Source organism: Nocardia sp. NPDC058480 (assembly GCF_042720495.1).
Classification (GTDB): Bacteria; Actinomycetota; Actinomycetes; order Mycobacteriales; family Mycobacteriaceae; genus Nocardia.
The window spans coordinates 59,673-76,815 of record NZ_JBHXMN010000017.1 but is presented as its reverse complement, the minus strand read 5'-3'; the positions used below and the strand labels follow the sequence as shown (position 1 = coordinate 76,815).

Annotated in this window: 15 protein-coding genes and 4 tRNA genes; 8 read left to right on the top strand and 11 right to left on the bottom strand. The window is 66.5% G+C overall.

What is annotated here, in order from left to right; genetic code table 11:
* Window positions 1-39 precede the first annotated feature (39 nt).
* Together ACFWO8_RS28450 and ACFWO8_RS28445 are read left to right on the top strand one after the other, a co-directional pair.
* Window positions 40-1,023 carry an NADPH:quinone oxidoreductase family protein gene (locus tag ACFWO8_RS28450; protein WP_378967423.1) on the top strand — a complete coding sequence of 328 codons (984 nt, stop codon included), beginning with the start codon at window positions 40-42 and terminating at the stop codon, window positions 1,021-1,023.
* Between the two features lie 22 nt (window positions 1,024-1,045).
* Entirely contained in the window at window positions 1,046-1,735 is a 690-nt protein-coding gene (locus ACFWO8_RS28445; protein ID WP_378967418.1) for a TetR/AcrR family transcriptional regulator, read from the top strand.
* An 80-nt stretch (window positions 1,736-1,815) separates the two neighbouring features.
* Here ACFWO8_RS28445 and ACFWO8_RS28440 read toward each other — a convergent pair.
* The 4 genes from ACFWO8_RS28440 to ACFWO8_RS28425 form a co-directional block, all read right to left on the bottom strand.
* A tRNA-Phe gene (locus ACFWO8_RS28440) sits at window positions 1,816-1,889 on the bottom strand.
* A 30-nt stretch (window positions 1,890-1,919) separates the two neighbouring features.
* Window positions 1,920-1,993, bottom strand: a tRNA-Asp gene (locus ACFWO8_RS28435).
* Between the two features lie 40 nt (window positions 1,994-2,033).
* Window positions 2,034-2,106, bottom strand: a tRNA-Glu gene (locus ACFWO8_RS28430).
* Window positions 2,107-2,197: 91 nt separating this feature from the next.
* Window positions 2,198-2,869: a TetR family transcriptional regulator gene (locus ACFWO8_RS28425; RefSeq protein WP_378967413.1), complete on the bottom strand. Its 672-nt coding sequence runs from the start codon at window positions 2,867-2,869 to the stop codon at window positions 2,198-2,200.
* Window positions 2,870-3,599: 730 nt separating this feature from the next.
* On the opposite strand from ACFWO8_RS28425, the gene ACFWO8_RS28420 reads away from it, so the two are divergent.
* The 3 genes from ACFWO8_RS28420 to ACFWO8_RS28410 all read left to right on the top strand — a co-directional run bounded on the left by ACFWO8_RS28420 (window position 3,600) and on the right by ACFWO8_RS28410 (window position 5,658).
* Window positions 3,600-3,675: transfer RNA gene (locus tag ACFWO8_RS28420), tRNA-Lys, on the top strand.
* A 200-nt stretch (window positions 3,676-3,875) separates the two neighbouring features.
* Complete coding sequence (locus ACFWO8_RS28415; protein ID WP_378967403.1) at window positions 3,876-4,472, top strand: DUF937 domain-containing protein; 597 nt, start codon at window positions 3,876-3,878, stop codon at window positions 4,470-4,472.
* Between the two features lie 229 nt (window positions 4,473-4,701).
* A complete protein-coding gene (locus tag ACFWO8_RS28410) occupies window positions 4,702-5,658 on the top strand; it encodes an acyl-ACP desaturase (RefSeq protein ID WP_378967395.1) in 957 nt (318 codons plus the stop codon).
* Between the two features lie 61 nt (window positions 5,659-5,719).
* On the opposite strand, the gene ACFWO8_RS28405 is transcribed toward ACFWO8_RS28410, so the two are convergent.
* Complete coding sequence (locus ACFWO8_RS28405; protein ID WP_378967389.1) at window positions 5,720-6,301, bottom strand: hypothetical protein; 582 nt, start codon at window positions 6,299-6,301, stop codon at window positions 5,720-5,722.
* Between the two features lie 192 nt (window positions 6,302-6,493).
* Between ACFWO8_RS28405 and dusB the strand changes: the two genes are divergently transcribed.
* From dusB to phoU, 3 genes are all read left to right on the top strand, one after another.
* Window positions 6,494-7,657: a tRNA dihydrouridine synthase DusB gene (gene dusB, locus ACFWO8_RS28400; RefSeq protein ID WP_378967383.1), complete on the top strand. Its 1,164-nt coding sequence runs from the start codon at window positions 6,494-6,496 to the stop codon at window positions 7,655-7,657.
* A 246-nt stretch (window positions 7,658-7,903) separates the two neighbouring features.
* Window positions 7,904-9,970 (top strand): LCP family protein, encoded by a 2,067-nt coding sequence (locus ACFWO8_RS28395; RefSeq protein WP_378967372.1) that lies wholly within the window; start codon window positions 7,904-7,906, stop codon window positions 9,968-9,970.
* A gap of 91 nt (window positions 9,971-10,061) precedes the next feature.
* Entirely contained in the window at window positions 10,062-10,727 is a 666-nt protein-coding gene (phoU, locus tag ACFWO8_RS28390; protein ID WP_378967364.1) for a phosphate signaling complex protein PhoU, read from the top strand.
* A gap of 182 nt (window positions 10,728-10,909) precedes the next feature.
* On the opposite strand, the gene pstB is transcribed toward phoU, so the two are convergent.
* From pstB to ACFWO8_RS28360, 6 genes are all read right to left on the bottom strand, one after another.
* Window positions 10,910-11,686 (bottom strand): phosphate ABC transporter ATP-binding protein PstB, encoded by a 777-nt coding sequence (pstB, locus tag ACFWO8_RS28385; RefSeq protein ID WP_378913935.1) that lies wholly within the window; start codon window positions 11,684-11,686, stop codon window positions 10,910-10,912.
* Between the two features lie 20 nt (window positions 11,687-11,706).
* Window positions 11,707-12,612: a phosphate ABC transporter permease PstA gene (gene pstA / locus ACFWO8_RS28380; RefSeq protein WP_378967347.1), complete on the bottom strand. Its 906-nt coding sequence runs from the start codon at window positions 12,610-12,612 to the stop codon at window positions 11,707-11,709.
* Window positions 12,612-13,583, bottom strand: coding sequence for a phosphate ABC transporter permease subunit PstC (gene pstC / locus ACFWO8_RS28375; protein ID WP_378967335.1), 972 nt, complete (start codon window positions 13,581-13,583; stop codon window positions 12,612-12,614). Before pstC ends, pstA begins: the two co-directional genes overlap by 1 nt.
* Before the next feature lie 91 nt (window positions 13,584-13,674).
* Window positions 13,675-14,787, bottom strand: a complete 1,113-nt coding sequence (pstS, locus tag ACFWO8_RS28370; protein WP_378967327.1) for a phosphate ABC transporter substrate-binding protein PstS — start codon at window positions 14,785-14,787, stop codon at window positions 13,675-13,677.
* Window positions 14,788-15,084: 297 nt separating this feature from the next.
* Window positions 15,085-15,993, bottom strand: coding sequence for a mycothiol synthase (gene mshD, locus ACFWO8_RS28365; RefSeq protein WP_378967319.1), 909 nt, complete (start codon window positions 15,991-15,993; stop codon window positions 15,085-15,087).
* Between the two features lie 123 nt (window positions 15,994-16,116).
* Window positions 16,117-16,878 carry a winged-helix domain-containing protein gene (locus ACFWO8_RS28360; protein ID WP_378967302.1) on the bottom strand — a complete coding sequence of 254 codons (762 nt, stop codon included), beginning with the start codon at window positions 16,876-16,878 and terminating at the stop codon, window positions 16,117-16,119.
* Between the last annotated feature and the right edge of the window lie 265 nt (window positions 16,879-17,143).

Sequence of the window (17,143 nt, the reverse complement as noted above, 5' to 3'; positions counted from 1 at the left end):
GGGTATCAGACGTACGCAGAAACAGGAGTACTGATCACGATGAAAGCCTGGCAAGTAGCCGAACTCGGCGAACCACGGGATGTACTGCAGTTCAACGACATCGACGACCCGGTCGCGGGTCAGGGGCAGGTGCTGGTGCGCGTTCTCGCGGCGCCTGCCAACTTCCCCGATGTGCTGCTGTGCCGTGGGCAATATCAGGTCAAGCCACCGCTACCGTTCACCCCTGGTGTCGAACTGTGCGGTGAAGTACTGGCGGTCGGCGCCGGCGTCGACCGGTTCGCGATCGGTGACCGGATCGTCGGCACCGCGAACCTGCCCGGCGGCGCGTTCGCCGAACTGGCCGTGCTCGATGCCGAGAATGCCTTCCCCGCACCGGAATCCCTCGACGATGCCGAGGCGTCCGCACTCACCATCGGCTATCAGACGAGCTGGTTCGCCCTGCACCGCCGGACGCGGTTGCAGCCCGGCGAGACGCTGCTGGTGCACGCCGCGGCGGGTGGCGTCGGCAGCTCCGCGGTGCAGCTGGGCAAGGCCGCGGGCGCGCGGGTGATCGGCGTCGTCGGTGGGCCCGCCAAGGCCGACTACTGCCGCGCGCTCGGCGCCGATCTCGTGATCGACCGGCACACCGAGGATTTCGTGCCGATCGTCAAGGAGTTCACCGGTGGTCGCGGCGCTGACGTGGTCTACGACCCGGTCGGCGGCGACGCCTACGCCAAGTCCACCAAATGCATCGCCTTCGAAGGCCGCATCCTGGTGATCGGCTTCGCCGGCGGCACCATCCCCCAGCCCGCGCTCAATCACGCACTGATCAAGAACTATTCGATCATCGGCCTGCACTGGGGTCTCTACACGCAGTACAATCAGCAGGCGATCCACGACTGCCATGCCGAGCTGACCCGGCTCGCCGCGGCCGGACAAGTGAAACCACTGATCAGCGAACGGCTGATGTTCGACGACATCCCCGCGGGACTCGGCCGCCTCGGCGACGGCGATACCGTCGGCCGCGTCGTGTTCCACCCCTGAACGCCGGTATATAACTACAACCATGGAACGAGCCGCGGACACCGACAGCGAGGGCGCGCTGCCTTCGATGGCACGCACCTCGCTGTTGCGCGACCTGCCGGCCACCCAGCGCGGTCTGCGCACGCGGAACGCGCTGATCGCGGCGGGCCGGAAGGTGTTCGAGCGGATGGGATACCTCGACACCCGGCTCATCGACATCACCCAGGAAGCCAACTGCTCGTCGGGCACTTTCTACACCTACTTCGCGAGCAAGGAGGAGATCTTCGCCGCGATCCTCGAGCACGCCCAGGAAGACATGATGCATCCCGGCATGCCACATGTGACCGGCGAAGACGACCCGGCCTCGATCATCGAAGCCGCCAACCTGGCCTACTTCGAGGCCTACAAGCGCAATGCGAAGCTGATGGGCCTGCTCGAACAGGTCGCCCAGATCGACCCCGAATTCAGCAAGCTGCGCCAGCACCGTGGCGATGCCTTCATCCGGCGCAATGCCCGCGGCATCGCCGACCTTCAGCGACGCGGCCTCGCCGACCCCGATGTCGACCCGATGCTCACCTCACGCGCTCTCTCGGGCATGGTCAGCCGCATGGCCTTCAACTATTACGTCATCGGCGACGGCGAGCTCGACGGGAGGCCGATACCGATGGAAGAAGTTGTCCACACCCTGACGCGCCTGTGGGCCAACGCCCTGCGGATGCCGATCACGAGCTGACCGGCTCGCCACCGGAAAACGGCTCGCCACCGGAAAACGAAAAATCCCCTCACCGTGTACTTCGGTGAGGGGATCGAAGGTGGCCAGAGCCGGGATCGAACCGGCGACCTACCGCTTTTCAGGCGGTCGCTCGTACCAACTGAGCTACCTGGCCGGAAGTACCGGATTGCTCTGGTACTACGTGCGACCCTGACGGGACTCGAACCCGCGACCTCCGCCGTGACAGGGCGGCGCGCTAACCAACTGCGCTACAGGGCCATGCATACCTGCAGTACTACTAGACACAGTCCGAAGACTGTACCCCCTACGGGATTCGAACCCGCGCTACCGCCTTGAAAGGGCGGCGTCCTAGGCCGCTAGACGAAGGGGGCTCGTTCCGAATCTCTCCGGGGCGGCTTCAACGTTTCCGTTGGGAGCTCGCATAGCTTATGACAGGTGTGCGCAGAGTTCCAAATCGCCTGGTCAGGCGCCCAAACCGAGGTCATCCAGGCGTGCCTGTTCGCGCCAGCCCTCGGTGCGGAAGTTCTGGATCCACAGCGGGGTCGCCATCGCCTCCACGATAACCTCCAGCACCTCGGCGAAGCGGGCGCGCAGGTCGGCGGCGGAGCCGTTGGCGATCGGGTCGACCAGATAGCGCTGGCCCGCCAGTGCCGCGGACAGGGTTCGGGTGAAGCGGTCGGGGTCGGCGTCGGCGCGCAGGTGGCCGTCGTCGATGGCGCGGACCGCGAGCACGCGGGTGGCGCGGCCGACGATGCGTCCGCCACCGTTGCCGGTGTCGCGATGGAAGTCGGGTTCGATCACGAGGCGGTACTCGGCTTGCACGATGGTGTCGTGTTCCAGGCGCAGCGCGATCTCGTCGACCATGCCGTGCAGCACGTCGAGCGGACCGAGGTCGGCGCGCGCCAGCCAGCGCTCCGCGCAGATCCGGTACCGCTCGACCGCGGTCTCGAGCACCGCGCGCGCTAGATCTTCCTTGGAGTCGAAGTGGAAGTACATCGCCCCCTTGGTGGCGCGCGAACCTTCCAGAATGCGGTTGAGCGATGCCGCGGCATATCCACTCTTCCCGAACTCGACGGCCGCGGACTTGATAATCGCCGCGCGTGTCCGGCGCGCCCGCTCTTGCTGCCGTGCCATGCTCGAAACGCCTCCGAACCTTCTCGACGCCGCCGGCCGAATACAGACCGACGGCGCGAATTGTGGTTTTAATTCAAACTTTCGGTATGAAAGACTCGCGGCGCCGCCCACAGCGGCCCCGCCACCTGTGAGAACCGCCTCCTCCTGCGGTAACGACTACCCCTTTGCCGGGAGTTCGCGCACCCATCGCGATCACCTCGGCCCGCAATCCGTCGGTGAATTCCGAAACGCCGCACCCTGCACCGGAACCACGGAAAACGCGGCACCGGTGATTGTTTCGAAATTCACCAGGCGATCACCGTACCTGCATTCCCGAGTCGACACGCGGCGATTGGAGTACCTATCCGAACATCCGGTCCGGTTATCCACGTCAGCAAACGAGGCGCTACCGGAATGGTTACTTCGGGTACGAATTCCGTAGGCGCGCAGCCCGGTTGACCGGCTCATCGGCACCGGCGAAGTTCGCCGAACGGTCGCGAGACCGGCGCCCACCTTGGACCACTCCATCGCTGCTGCACCCCTGCTTGTCGAAAGATGTTGCGATACAACAGCATTCGACGGCCATATGCAACCCCCGGCGTGGATGACCCTGGGCACCAGGTGTTTACCGAGAATCGTCGCGGGCGTCGGTGTCGTTACCGGCCGCCACCAGCGGCGATCAGCCGTCCGCAACTCGACCGGGGACCACTATTCGGCCCTTCGGCACAGCGTCCGCTAGACTCCGCTGCGCGCCCCTTTAGCTCAGTTGGTAGAGCTGGTGACTTTTAATCACTAGGTCGTAGGTTCGAGTCCTACAGGGGGCACCACCAACTACCGTGACCATCGTCACGTGGCGACGCGCCAAGCGCAGACGCCGCCGAAACCACGGGTTTCGTGCATCGATTCACATAATGGGCGCCGACGCGCAGCGTTCCTCAGCTGCGCATGGCCGCAGCGAAGGCGGAGGTTTCGCCTAACCTGAGCGCGACCCGGGCTACCGGGCACCCTCGACCTCAGGCGGAGTGAGATGACTTCCTTCGACGATTTGCTGTCCCAAGTACCCATCGCCCAGATCGCCGACCAGCTCGGCGTCGACCAGGCGACCGCGACCACAGCCGTGCAGGCCGCGCTGCCGACGCTGCTCGGCGGGCTCCAGGCCAATGCCGCCCAGCCACAGGGCGCGGCGTCACTGCTCGGCGCGCTCGACAACCACGGCGGCCTCGTCGAAGGCGAGGGCGCGGTCGATCTGCAGCAAGTGGACACCGACGACGGGGAGAAGATCGTCGACAACGTCTTCGGTGACGAGAAGAACACCGTGATCAGCGCGCTCGGCGCGGGCGGCGGGACCGGCGGCAACGACCTGATCGGCAAGCTGCTGCCGATCCTCGCCCCGATCGTGCTCGCCTACGTGGCCAAACAGCTCACCGGCGGTGGCGGCGCCGCGGCACCGGCACCGCAGCAGACGCAGGCCTCCGGCGGCGGTCTGGGCGACCTGCTCGGCGGTCTGCTCGGCGGCAGCAGCAACACCGGCGGGCTCGGCGGCGTGATCGGCGATGCCTTGTCGAAGAACGCGGGCGGCGCGCTCGGCAGCGTGCTCGGCGGCCTGCTCGGCGGGAAGCGCTGAGAGTTCAACTATCGGTAGCTAACACCGCGAGGCCCGCAGCGATAGTCCCTATGCTGCGGGCCGAGCACCTAGACTCGTCAGCACGACCATCGGTCATCCCGTCGAGTTGTGGCGTTGCTCAACTTCGCCGGAAAAGCACTCTGTTGCGTTCCGCATCACACCTACGGTGCCGTAAGGTATGGCCGCATCGCGACGTTCGACCGCAAGCACGACAGCGAAGGGTTTTTACATGGCAAGGGATCTGACTCAACTCGAACTGCTCACGGAGTTGGAGCCGGTTGCCGAGGAAAACGTCAACCGCCACATGTCGCTCGCAAAAGAATGGCATCCGCACGACTACGTCCCGTGGGACGAGGGCCGCAACTTCGCCGCCATGGGCGGCATCGATTGGGATCCTGAGCAGTCCAAGCTCAGTGAGGTCGCCAAGGCGGCCATGATCACCAACCTGCTCACCGAGGACAACCTGCCGTCTTACCACCGTGAGATCGCGGAGAACTTCTCCCAGGACGGTGCCTGGGGCACCTGGGTCGGTCGCTGGACCGCCGAGGAGAACCGGCACGGCATCGTGATGCGCGATTACCTGGTTGTCACCCGCGGCGTGGATCCGGTCGCCCTCGAAGAGGCGCGCATGATCCACATGACCAACGGTTTCGCCTCCCCCACCGAGGTCGACGCCGGCTTCCTGCACTCGGTCGCCTACGTGACCTTCCAGGAACTGGCCACCCGGGTGAGCCACCGCAACACCGGCAGGGTGTGCGACGACCCGATCGCCGATCGCATGCTCCAGCGCGTCGCGGCCGACGAGAACCTGCACATGATCTTCTACCGCAACCTCTGCGGCGCGGCGATGGACCTGAGCCCCGACCAGACCATCGAGGCGATCTCGATGATCGTCGAGAACTTCCAGATGCCCGGCGCCGGCATGCCGAACTTCCGCCGCAACGGCGTCCTGATGGCCAAGCACGGCATCTACGACCTGCGTCAGCACCTCGAAGAGGTCGTGCAGCCGGTGCTCAAGAAGTGGAACGTCTTCGACCGCACCGACTTCACCGCCCGCGGCGAGGCCACCCGTGAGCGGCTGGCAGACTTCCTGGAGAAGCTGGGCCAAGACGTCCTCAAGTTCGAGGAGCAGCGCGACAAGATGCTCGCTCGCGAAGCCAAGCGGCGCGAAATGGTCTCCGTGTAGATCTCACTACGAAAGCGCCGCCCACCGGAATCCGGTGGGCGGCGCTTTCGTCTGTCGAGGGTTACTTGACCGGGAGGGCGCCGTCGGCATTGCCGACGTCGGTGATCTTCCAGTCCTTGCCCGCGTCGACGGTGATGTTGTAGGTGACCGTGTTGCGCAGGCCGTCGGGGTTCTGCGCGTTGGTGGTGCTCACGTCGACGAAGGCCGCGACCTTGTAGACCTCACCCTCCTGCGCGAGCACCTTGGCGGTGATCGGTACCGCGGTGGAGGTCCACTTCAGCGGGATGATGATCTGCTCGAGCTTCGCACCGGTGGCGTCGAACTTGTTCGACAGTTCGGGGGATGTGCCTGCCTTGAGCTTGGCTACCCAGGCATTGACGTCCTGGTAGTTCAGGGTGGCCGAGCCGACGGAGTAGTCGAGGGCGATCTGCTCGGCCTTCGCGTTGTCGGCCGCCTGGTTCTTCGTGTCGGAGATCTCCGAGCGCGCCGAGCCGAGCAGCACACCGAGCACGATCGCGATGATCGCGAGGACGGCGATCACGGCGCCGCCGACCAGCGACGAGACGCGTACAGCGACCGTGCCCTTGTCCGGCGCGGCAGGGGTTTTCGTCAGGTCGGTGGCGTCTTCGTTGCTTTCGGCCATGGGGTCTTCTCCGATTACGTGGGGACAGCGCACCGCCGGAGGCGACGATGCCAGCCTGTCCAGGCTACTGAGTCGCGAACAATGCTCGTACTCCGAGTAACAGGTAAACGGAGACGGGCGGTCGTGATGGCGGTCATGACCCGGGCAAAGTCTTCGATGCGCGAGATCGATCACATCGGGCCGGATGAGAGAATGGCAGCCGTGACTATCACGATGCCCCAGGCGCCCCCGGCGCTGCGGATCGGGCCCTACCCGGTCGATCCGCCGGTTGTGCTCGCGCCGATGGCGGGCATCACCAACCGTGCCTTCCGCAGGTTGTGCCGGGAGTTCGGGAGCGCGACCTCGATCTACGTGTGCGAGATGATCACCGCGCGCGCGGTGGTGGAGCGCAACGAGAAGACGCTGCACATGATGTCGTTCGACGCCGACGAGCATCCGCGCTCGATGCAGCTCTACGGTGTGGATCCCAAGACGCTCGGCGAGGCGGTGCGGATCATCGTCGGCGAGGGCTGGGCCGACCACATCGACCTCAATCTCGGCTGCCCGGTGCGCAAGGTGACCAAGCTCGGTGGTGGTTCGGCGCTGCCGTACAAGCGCAGGCTGTTCGCCAATATCGTTCGCGAGATGGTGGCCGCGGCCGAGCCGGCGGGCGTTCCGGTGACCTTCAAGTTCCGGATCGGCATCGACGACGACCACCACACCTACCTCGACACCGGCCGCATCGCCGAGGCCGAGGGCGCCGCCGCCGTGGCTCTGCACGCGCGCACCGCGGCCCAGCTGTACTCGGGGGCCGCCGACTGGTCGGCCATCGCACGGCTCAAGGAAACCGTCACCTCCATCCCGGTGCTCGGCAACGGCGATATCTTCACCGCCGACGACGCGTTGCGGATGATGAACGAGACCGGCTGCGATGGCGTGGTGGTCGGGCGCGGCTGCCTCGGCCGCCCCTGGCTCTTCGCCGAACTCAGCGCGGCCCTGCGCGGCGAACCGATCCCGGAGGGGCCGACGCTCGGCCGGGTCGGTGAGATCCTGGTGCGCCACGCCACCCTGCTCACCGAGCACGACGGTGAGGACAAGGCCATGCGCGATATCCGCAAGCACATGGCCTGGTATCTGATGGGTTTCCCGGTCGGCTCGCAGCTGCGGCGTAGCTTCGCCACCGTGTCGAAGTTGTCGCAGATCGAGGATCTGGTCGGTCAGCTCGACCCGACTGTGCCGTTCCCCACCGACGCGCTCGGGCCGCGCGGGCGCCAGGGTTCGCCGCAGACCAAGGTCGTGCTCCCGGAGGGCTGGCTCGACGACCCGGAGGACGACACGGTTCCGGCCGCGGCCGATGTGATGCACAGCGGCGGCTGATCAGGCGCCGATAACAAGCCGACATCAATTCGTAAGCCTTCGCGGTTTCGGTCGATTGCACCCGCTCGAGCAGGGCTTTCCGAACTCCGCGGAAACTTCGCAACCAGATCGTTCGCGATTCCCGTGCGCACTGGAGTGGCCACTCGTGGCGGAATCGTTATCATTGCGGGATCGTTCGACTCTGGTTCGAATCGGAGCCGCGCGATGCCGCGCAGGCTGCGCCAGATAGAGAAGTGAGGTTCGTTGGTGGGTGACGATCGGCGCGGGCGTACGCCCCGGCCCGGAAATCGCGCCCCCTGGGAGCGCTACCCAGCGGCCGAACCCACCGAGCAACCGGAAACCGGCTCGCGCCGTTCCCGGCACGCGGACTCGACGCAGGACGCCGCGCCACTGACGGTGGCCGACCTCGTCAACCGCGTCGACAGCGAGCGCACCAGGCGCAGCAGACGCGTGCCCCCCGCCGAAAACACCGAGCCCGGCTCGCGCGCGGGCCGCCGCGCCCGCGAACAGGCACCGCGCCCCACCCCACGTCCCGACCTCGCACCCCGCACCGACGGCTCCCCCGTCGTCGACGACATCGCGGGCACCGCACCGCATCGCGCCGAGTCCCCCGCCGACCGCACCGCGACCACCGCGCTACCGGCCCAGTCGAAAGAGCCGCGCAAGGCCGCCCCGGCCCGGCGCGTGGCCGATCCGATCGATCCGCCCACCGATATCCTCCCTACGGTCACCGCCACCACCGAGCCCAAGCGCGCCAGGCCGGTCAAAACCACGTCAGCCGCACCGCCACGTCGGCCGGACAGCGAAGGTCGGCGGAGCAAGCAGGCGCGGATGGCGGGGCGGGTCGCGCTGACGTTCATCGCGGTGCTCGCCCTCGTCATCACCGGCGGCGGCTGGAGTTACCTGCAGGCCACCGGCAACAGCCTCAACCAGATCGATGCGCTCGGCGGCGGTGCCACCGGCGACGTGCTCGACGGCGACATGCAGCTCGGCGACGAGAACTACCTCATCGTCGGCACCGACACCAGGGCCGGCGTGAATGCCCAGATGGGCGCGGGCTCGGCCGCCGACACCGAGGGCGCCCGCGCCGACACGGCGATGCTGGTGCACATCCCGAAGGACCGTTCGCGCGTGGTCGTCGTGTCCTTCCCGCGCGACCTCGATGTCACCCGCCCGGTGTGCGCGGGCTGGGACAACGAGAAGGCCGCCTACACCGACCAGAAGTTCCCCTCGGCCATGGGCGACAAGCTCAACGCCGTCTACGCCCTCGGTGGCCCCAAATGCCTGGTCGACGTGATTCGCAAGATGTCGGGCCTGACCATCGGCCACTTCATCGGCATCGACTTCGCCGGCTTCGAAGCCATGGTCGACCAGGTCGACGGCGTCGAGGTGTGCTCGACCAAACCGATCATCGACGGTGTGCTCGGCCCGGTGCTGGAGACCTCGGGCAAGCAGCGGATCAACGGCGAGACCGCGCTCAACTATGTGCGTGCCAGACACGTGGTCGGCGAGGAACGCAGCGACTACGACCGGATCAACCGACAGCAGCGGTTCCTCGCGTCCTTGTTGCGTGGGGCGTTGTCGAGCAGGGTGCTCTTCGATCCGGGCAAGCTCAACGGGTTCATCCAGGCGTTCTCCGCCCACACCTTCGTCGACAAGGTGAACCCGCAGGACCTATTGCTGCTCGGCCGTTCCCTGCAGAAGATGGACGCGGGCGCGGTGACGTTCCTGACCATCCCGACTGCAGGCACCACCTCCTACGGCAACGAGATTCCGCGCGAATCCGATATCAAGGCCATCTTCCGCGCCGTCATCGACGATCAGCCGCTGCCGGGCGAGACCAAGGCACCCGAGGTCCAGAGTTCGGCACCGACTTCCGCGCCGCCCGCGCCCAAGCAGTACGCAGTGTCGCCGAGCACGATGTCGCTGTTGGTGTCCAACGGTTCGGGTTCCTCGGGCGCGGCCAGAACCGTCGCCTCCAAGCTCGACTACCAGGGCTTCGGCATCTACAGCGTCGGCAATTACGCCAGCGGTACCTCGACGACATCGAAGATCCGCTTCGCCGAGGGTCTGGAGGCCGAAGCCGCCACCGTCGCGAGCACTATCCCCGGTGCGGTCCTCGAGCAGGCCAACGAACTGGGCAGCATCATCGAAGTGGTGGTCGGCGCCGATTTCGCGGGCACGGTGCGCACGGTGACACCGGTCGGATCGGAACTGCCGAACGTGCCGATGGGCGAACCGCACAGTGCCGGACCGATCGCGCTACCGTCGGACCTCGAGCACATGAATGCCGCCGACGAGACCTGCCAGTAAGTCACAGCCGCTGACCTGCCACGACACTGCCATGCGGCATTAACCCAGTGTTGGGTGACAGCGGTCCGGGTACCCACTAGGGTCAGCAATCATGCGTGTCATCTACAACGAGCAAATGGCCGATCTCGCCAACCTCCTCGGCGAGATGGCCGGTCTCGCTGGCCAGGCCATGGAACAGGCCACCCAATCGCTGCTGCAGGCCGACTTGAGTCTGGCCGAGCAGGTCATCGGTGAGCAGGATCAGATCTCGGTGATGATCACCGAGGCCGAGGAGAAGGCCTTCGCGCTGCTCGCCCTGCAGGCACCCGTCGCGGGCGACCTGCGCCAGGTTGTCAGCGCGATCCAGATCGTCGGCGACGTCAACCGGATGGGCGCGCTCGCGCTGCACGTCGCCAAGGTGACCCGCCGGCGCCACCCGGCCCACGCCCTCCCGGAGTCGGTCAACGGCTACTTCGCCGAGATGGGCCGCATCGCGGTCAACATGGGCGCCGGCGCCAAAGAGGTGCTCGAAACCCGCGACCCCGAGCGCGCCGCCCAGCTCAACCAGGACGACGAAGCGATGGACGACCTCCACCGCCACCTGTTCACCCTCCTGATGGACCGTGACTGGAAGTACGGCGTAGCCGCCGCCGTCGACGTCACCCTCCTAGGCCGCTACTACGAGCGCTTCGCCGACCACGCCGTCGAGATCGGCCGCCGCGTCATCTTCCTGGTAACCGGCGTCCTCCCAGGCGACGAGGAAGTCGAAACCAGCTGAGTAAGAACGCAAAAGGCCCGTGCACAATGCACGGGCCTTTTGCTTTACCTACTCACAGATCTCGCACGAACATGGGTAACTCACCGGGCACGGGCTGCACCAGCCACCACCATCGTCTGGCCGCCAACGCAAACCTCCCCGCGTCCAGGTCTGGCTTGAAGTCGCGGGGAGGCGGGGGAGCGCTAGCCGAAGCGGCCGGAGATGTAGTCTTCCGTGGCTCGCTGGGTGGGGTTGGAGAAGATCTTCTCGGTGTCGTCGATCTCGATCAGGCGGCCGGGCTTGCCCTGGGCCTCGAGGTTGAAGAAACCGGTCTGGTCACTCACGCGCGCGGCCTGCTGCATGTTGTGGGTGACGATGACGATCGTGAACTCTTTCTTGAGCTCGGTGATCAGGTCCTCGATCGCCAGGGTGGAGATCGGGTCAAGCGCCGAACACGGCTCGTCCATCAGCAGGACGTCGGGCGAGACCGCGATGGCGCGGGCGATGCACAGACGCTGCTGCTGACCACCGGAGAGGCTGCCACCGGGCTTGTCGAGGCGGTCCTTGACCTCGTTCCAGAGGTTGGCGCCCTTGAGCGAGCGCTCGGCGACCTCGTCGAGTTCCTTCTTGTTGCGCACACCCTGCAGCTTCAGCCCGGCCACCACGTTGTCGCGAATCGACATGGTGGGGAACGGGTTCGGGCGCTGGAACACCATGCCGATGGTGCGACGCACGCCGACCGGGTCGATCGCCGAGCTGTAGATGTCCTCGCCGTCGAGCAGCACGGCACCTTCGACGCGGGCGTTCGGGGTCACCTCGTGCATCCGGTTGAGCGAGCGCAGCACGGTGGACTTGCCACAGCCGGAGGGGCCGATGAAGGCGGTGACGCTGCGCGGCAGCACGGTCAGTTCCACATTCGCCACGGCGTGGAAGCTGCCGTAATAGATGTTGAGATCTTTGACGTCGATCCGCTTGGCCATGAGGAGTATTCCGTTCGCTTCTATCGGTTCCGGGTGAGCAGCTTGTTGACGCCGGCGGCAGCCAGGTACAGCACCGCGATCATCAGGATCAGCGTGAGCGCCGCACCCCAGACACGTTCGCGGCCCGCGGCCTCCGGGTTGGCCAGCTCTTGGTACATCAGCAGTGGCAGCGAGGCCATGTTGCCATCGAAGACATTCTGGTTGATCGACTTGCTGTAGCCGACGAGCACCAGCACGGGCGCCGTCTCACCCATCACGCGAGCGACGGAAAGCAGGATGCCGCTGATCATGCCGGGCGCGGCGGTGGGGACCACGATCCGCAGGATCGTCTTCCACTTGGGCACGCCGAGCGCGTAGGACGCCTCACGCAGCTCATCGGGCACCAGCTTCAGCATTTCCTCGGTGCTGCGCACCACCACCGGCAGCATCAACAGCACCAGGGCCAGCGAGACGGCGAAGGAGCTCTGCGGCATGCCGAACGTGGCGATCCACAACGCGAAGATGAACAGCGCGGCGACGATCGAGGGCACACCGGCGAGGATGTCGACCATGAAGGTGGTGACCTTGGCGAGTCGACCGCGACCGTATTCGACCAGGTAGATCGCGGCCATGATGCCGAGCGGCACCGCGATCACCGATGCGACCACCGACTGCACGATGGTGCCGTAGATGGCGTGGTACACACCGCCACCGGTCTGGTCGGGCAGAATGCCCTTCTGCGAGTTGAACCACCAGTCGGCGGAGATGATCGCGGTGAAGCCCTTGCTCACTACCAGCCCGAGCACCCACACCAGCGGGATCAGCGCGATGATGAAGCAGAGGGTGACCAGACCGGTCGCGATGTTGTTCTTGATCCGCCTGCCGGTGCTGACGTGCCGGAAGGTGGGTGCCTTGAGCGGCTTGTCGAGGGTCGTCGTGGTGGTCATCAGCCGTTCACCTTTCCACCGGAGGCCAGGCGGGCCAGCGCGTTGACGACGAAGGTCAGCGCGAAGAGAACGAAGCCGGCGGCGATATAAGCGCCGGTGGGCAGCGGTGAACTGAACTCCGAGGCCGCCGAGGCGATCTTGGAGGCGAAGGTGTAGCCGCCGTCGAACAGCGACCAGGCACCAGCGTCGCTGGCGGTACGCAGCACGACCAGGACGGCGATCGTCTCACCGAGCGCGCGGCCGAGGCCGAGCATGGAACCGGCGATCACACCGCTGCGCCCGTAGGGCAGCACCGTCATCCGCACAACTTCCCACTTGGTGGCGCCGAGAGCTTGCGCGGCCTCGATGTGGGCGCGTGGGGTGAGCGCGAACACTTCGCGCGCCACCGAGGTGATAATCGGCAGGATCATCACCGCGAGCACGACACCGGCGGTGAAGATGGTGCCGCCACCCGCGATCGAGACGTTGCCGTCGGAGAACAGGAAGAACCAGCCCAGGTTCTCGTTGAGGAACTCCTGCACCGGCGAGATCTGCGGCGCCAGCACCAGAAAGCCCCACAGACCGAACACGATGGACGGCACCGCGGCGAGCAGGTCGATCAGCATCGTGAACGGCTTGCCCAGCCGCGACGGCGCGTAATGCGTCAGGAACAGGGCGATACCGACACCGATCGGCACCGCGACGATGAGCGCGAACACCGAGCTCAAGACCGTGACCATGAACAGGTCGCGAATGCCGAAGCGGAGATCGTTGGCATTGCCGGTCGAGAACTCGGTGCTGGTGAAGAAGTTGGCGTTGTCGGCCATGAGCGAGGGGACCGCGCGAATCAGCAGGAACAGCGCGATCAACGCGATGGCGGCGACGATCGTCGCGCCTGCCGCGGTGGCCATCCATCGGAAGATCGTCTCGGCGTTCAGGCGGCCGGTACGACCCCCGTCAGGGGCCTTGTCGATTTTCGGTTCGGTCGGCATATTCGCAGTATCTCCGGCCGCCCGCCGGCTCGTCGAATTCGACGAGCCGGCGGCGGTCACCTCAGGGTGCGTGGTCATGGCCAGGTAGCGATCAGGAAATGGCGTTGATCGCGGTGGTCAGCTTGGTCTTGAACGCGTCGGGCAGCGGCACGTAGCCCGCCTCGGTCAGACCGGCCTGGCCGTTGGTGACGGCCGAGGTCAGGAAGGCCTTGACGGCCTTGCCGGTCTCGGCGTCGGCGTACTTGGAGCACACGACCTCGTAGGTGGCCATGACGATGGGGTACGTGCCGGCGACGGTCGGCTTGTAGAACGAGCTGGTGTCGAGGACCAGGTCGTTGCCCTCACCCTTGATCTTCACGCCGTCGATAGCCTTGGCAGCGGTCTCGGCCGAGAGCTTGACCGGGTCCTTGCTCGCGGAGGTGATGATCTGCGAGATGGACAGGTTCTGCGCCTTGGCGAAGGACCACTCGTTGTAGGTGATCGAGTTCTTGGTGTTCTTGATGGCGGCCGAGGTGCCCTCGTTACCCTTGGCGCCTTCACCGACGCCACCGTTGAAGGTCTTGCCGCCGCCCTTGCCCCACGCGCCGTCCGAGGCCGCGTCGAGGTAGAGCTGGAAGTTGTCGGTGGTGCCCGACTCGTCGGAGCGGAAGATCACGGCGATCTTCTCCGAGGGGAGCTTGGCATTGGGGTTGAGCGCCTTGATCTCGGGGGCATCCCAGGTGGCGATGGAGCCGTTGAACACCTTGGCGGCGGTCGGGCCGTCGAGCACCAGGTCGGTGACGCCGTCGACGTTGTAGGTGATGGCGATCGGGCCGAAGACGGTCGGCAGGTTCCACGCGGGGGCGCCACAACGCTCCGCGGCCTTGGCCGGCTCTTCCTTCTTGGAGCTCAGCGCCGAGTCGGAGCCACCGAAATCGGTCTGGCCACCGATGAACTCGTTGACGCCCGCGCCCGAGCCGCTCGAGGTGTAGTTCAGGGTGAAGCCGTCGCAGTTGGTCTCGTAGGCCGCGACGAAACGCTCCATAGCGTTCTTCTGCGAGGAGGCACCGGACGCCTTGAGCGCCTGCTTGCCGCCACAGGCAACGTTGGTGTTGGCCTTGGCGGCTTCGCCACCGGCGGTGTTGTCGTCGCTGCCACAGGCGGCCAGGGTCATGGCGCCCACGGCGAAGACGCCGACCAGGGCACTGGTGCGCTTGAAGTTCACTTTTCCTCCGACAATGCTGGGTGTCTCACTCGGTCCCTCACCGGCCCGAGCGAGGCTGGCTGACGCTCGCAGTCCCCGAAGGTATGCGCGCATCAGGCGACGACTATGCCGCCCAGAAGTAACCTAGAGTCGCCCGGTTGACAGTTGGCCCGACGAGGGTTAACGGAGAATGAACAGCCCGGCGCAATCAATGCCGCGCATGTGACGTTAGCCCCAGTTTTACTCGGACGTACCCGGTCATCCGCGCAATATTCGCCTCGCGCACCAGAATTCACCTCGTCTGTGAGGTAGCTCGCATCAGGGCAGCGAGTACGCGACGTCGATGTGGGCGGGGGCGAATCCGAGCTTGGTGTAGGTGTGCACGGCGGCGGTGTTGTCGGCCTCGGTGTAGAGCAGGACTTCGGTGGATCCGGCCGCGCGCAGGTGGCGCAAACCGGCCAGGGTCAGCAGTCGGCCGAGGCCACGTCCCTGCGCGGACGGGTCGACGCCGACCACGTACACCTCACCGGCGGGGGCCGCGTCGGGGTGCTGTTTGGTCCAGTGGAAACCGAGCAGGCGGCTCGGATCGGCGGCGTCGAACGCCAGGAAAAGGCCGGCCGGCTCGAACCAGGATTCCGCGCGGCGCGCGGCGATATCGCGCTCGGTCCAGCCGCCTTGTTCGGGATGCCAGGCGAAAGCCGCGTTGTTCACCCGCAGGATTTCGAGGTCGTCGACGGGGCCCGCGTAGGTGCGCACGTTGAGGTCGTCGGGGAGCTCCAGTTCCGGTAGCTCCGGGGTTGCCAGTGAGCGGCGCATCTGCCACAGCTCGCGGGCGGTGATCAGTCCGAGGCCGGTCGCCAGCGCCTTGGCCGCGGGCAGGTCACCGTGCGCCCACACCCTCGCACCCGCGCCACCTTCGGCCAGCGCGGCGCGGACCAGATCCGCACCGATCCCGGCACCACGCGCGGCAGGGTCGACGGCGACCTCGGCCATCGCAGGGTGTTCGTCATGTGCCGCAACGAGATTCGCGTAGCCGACCAACTCGCCCGCACGCACCGCGAGCAAGTGCGTGGTCGACGGGTCGGCTTCGGCGAGGGAGAGCACTGCCTGCTCGGAGACCGGGGCGACGCCGTCGACGTCAGCCGCGCGTTCGAGCAGAGCGCGCACCTTGTTCACGGTGCCGGGCTCGACCTGATCGGTCCAGGTCAGGGTTGCTGTGTCCGGCATCGCGTCCTCCTTGAAGCGTGGCAGGGGCTACCCCGCGGTCCAGCCGGTCGCTGTCGCGCTGTGCCCTTCGCACCGTATTGCGCCGCGCCGACGAGCGCTACCGCGCGGTGCCGACCAGCGCTGCTACTGCGCGCTGCCGTTGAGTGGGGCGAAGGAGTCGTCGCCGTCGACGTCCTCGTCGACGAAGGTCACCACCTCGCCCTTGGCCGCGGCTGTTCGGGCCGGGCGCACGGCCTTGTAGCCGACGTTGCGCACGGTGCCGATCAGCGACTCGTACTCGGTGCCGAGCTTGGCGCGCAGGCGTCGCACGTGCACGTCGACGGTGCGGGTGCCACCGAAGAAGTCGTAGCCCCAGACCTCTTGCAGCAGTTGGGCGCGGGTGAACACCCGGCCCGCGTGCTGCGCGAGGTACTTGAGCAGCTCGAATTCCTTGTAGGTGAGGTCGAGGGGGCGACCACGCAGGCGCGCGGTGTAGGTGCCCTCGTCGATCACCAGCTCACCCAGGGTGATCTTGCCGGTGTTCTCCGGGCTGGCGACCCCACCGTTGCGCCCGACCAGCAGCCGCAAGCGCGCGTCGAGCTCAGCGGGGCCGGTGCCGGGCAGCAGGATGTCGTCCAGGCCCCAGTCCGCGTTGACAGCCACCAGACCGCCCTCGGTCAGTACCGCGACCACCGGCACCGAGGACCCGGTACTGCCGAGTAGCCGGCACAGACCGCGCGCGGCGGCCAGGTCCGTTCTGGCGTCGACCAGCGCGACATCGGCGCTGCTCGCCTCCAGCAGGGACGACACCTCGGTCGGCGCGGGCCGGACGTTGTGCGCCAGTAGCGTCAACGACGGCAGGACCGCATCGGGGTTGGGGTCGGAGGTCAGTAGGAGCAGCTCCATGGGGCTCTCCTCCTATCTCGTTGCTCCGCGGACGACAGCAGCCGCGTAGCTACGTCGCCGAAACACAGGTTAAGTCGGGTCAACATTAGCGCCTCTACCGCCACGACCTCGCAACACGGAGTCCGTTTTGTGTCGTTGAGCGCCGCCTCCGGCCTGATGAGCCGTCTTTGTCTGTCGCCCTGGTTGCGGGCCGTCCCGCTTCTGGACTGACCAGAGGGTGCGACGAAGGAGTGCCCGGCGGGAGGGAAGAAGCGGGACCAGGGGC

What these genes read in the sequence shown, in the direction of transcription:
- pstC (WP_378967335.1), bottom strand. Translation starts at nt 13,583, where the DNA reads ATGCCGACCGAACCGAAAATCGACAAGGCCCCTGACGGGGGTCGTACC.
- dusB (WP_378967383.1), top strand. Translation starts at nt 6,494, where the DNA reads ATGGCAGCCGTGACTATCACGATGCCCCAGGCGCCCCCGGCGCTGCGG.
- pstA (WP_378967347.1), bottom strand. Translation starts at nt 12,612, where the DNA reads ATGACCACCACGACGACCCTCGACAAGCCGCTCAAGGCACCCACCTTC.
- ACFWO8_RS28450 (WP_378967423.1), top strand. Translation starts at nt 40, where the DNA reads ATGAAAGCCTGGCAAGTAGCCGAACTCGGCGAACCACGGGATGTACTG.
- pstB (WP_378913935.1), bottom strand. Translation starts at nt 11,686, where the DNA reads ATGGCCAAGCGGATCGACGTCAAAGATCTCAACATCTATTACGGCAGC.
- ACFWO8_RS28410 (WP_378967395.1), top strand. Translation starts at nt 4,702, where the DNA reads ATGGCAAGGGATCTGACTCAACTCGAACTGCTCACGGAGTTGGAGCCG.
- ACFWO8_RS28415 (WP_378967403.1), top strand. Translation starts at nt 3,876, where the DNA reads ATGACTTCCTTCGACGATTTGCTGTCCCAAGTACCCATCGCCCAGATC.
- mshD (WP_378967319.1), bottom strand. Translation starts at nt 15,993, where the DNA reads ATGCCGGACACAGCAACCCTGACCTGGACCGATCAGGTCGAGCCCGGC.
- ACFWO8_RS28425 (WP_378967413.1), bottom strand. Translation starts at nt 2,869, where the DNA reads ATGGCACGGCAGCAAGAGCGGGCGCGCCGGACACGCGCGGCGATTATC.
- ACFWO8_RS28360 (WP_378967302.1), bottom strand. Translation starts at nt 16,878, where the DNA reads ATGGAGCTGCTCCTACTGACCTCCGACCCCAACCCCGATGCGGTCCTG.
- ACFWO8_RS28405 (WP_378967389.1), bottom strand. Translation starts at nt 6,301, where the DNA reads ATGGCCGAAAGCAACGAAGACGCCACCGACCTGACGAAAACCCCTGCC.
- phoU (WP_378967364.1), top strand. Translation starts at nt 10,062, where the DNA reads ATGCGTGTCATCTACAACGAGCAAATGGCCGATCTCGCCAACCTCCTC.
- ACFWO8_RS28445 (WP_378967418.1), top strand. Translation starts at nt 1,046, where the DNA reads ATGGAACGAGCCGCGGACACCGACAGCGAGGGCGCGCTGCCTTCGATG.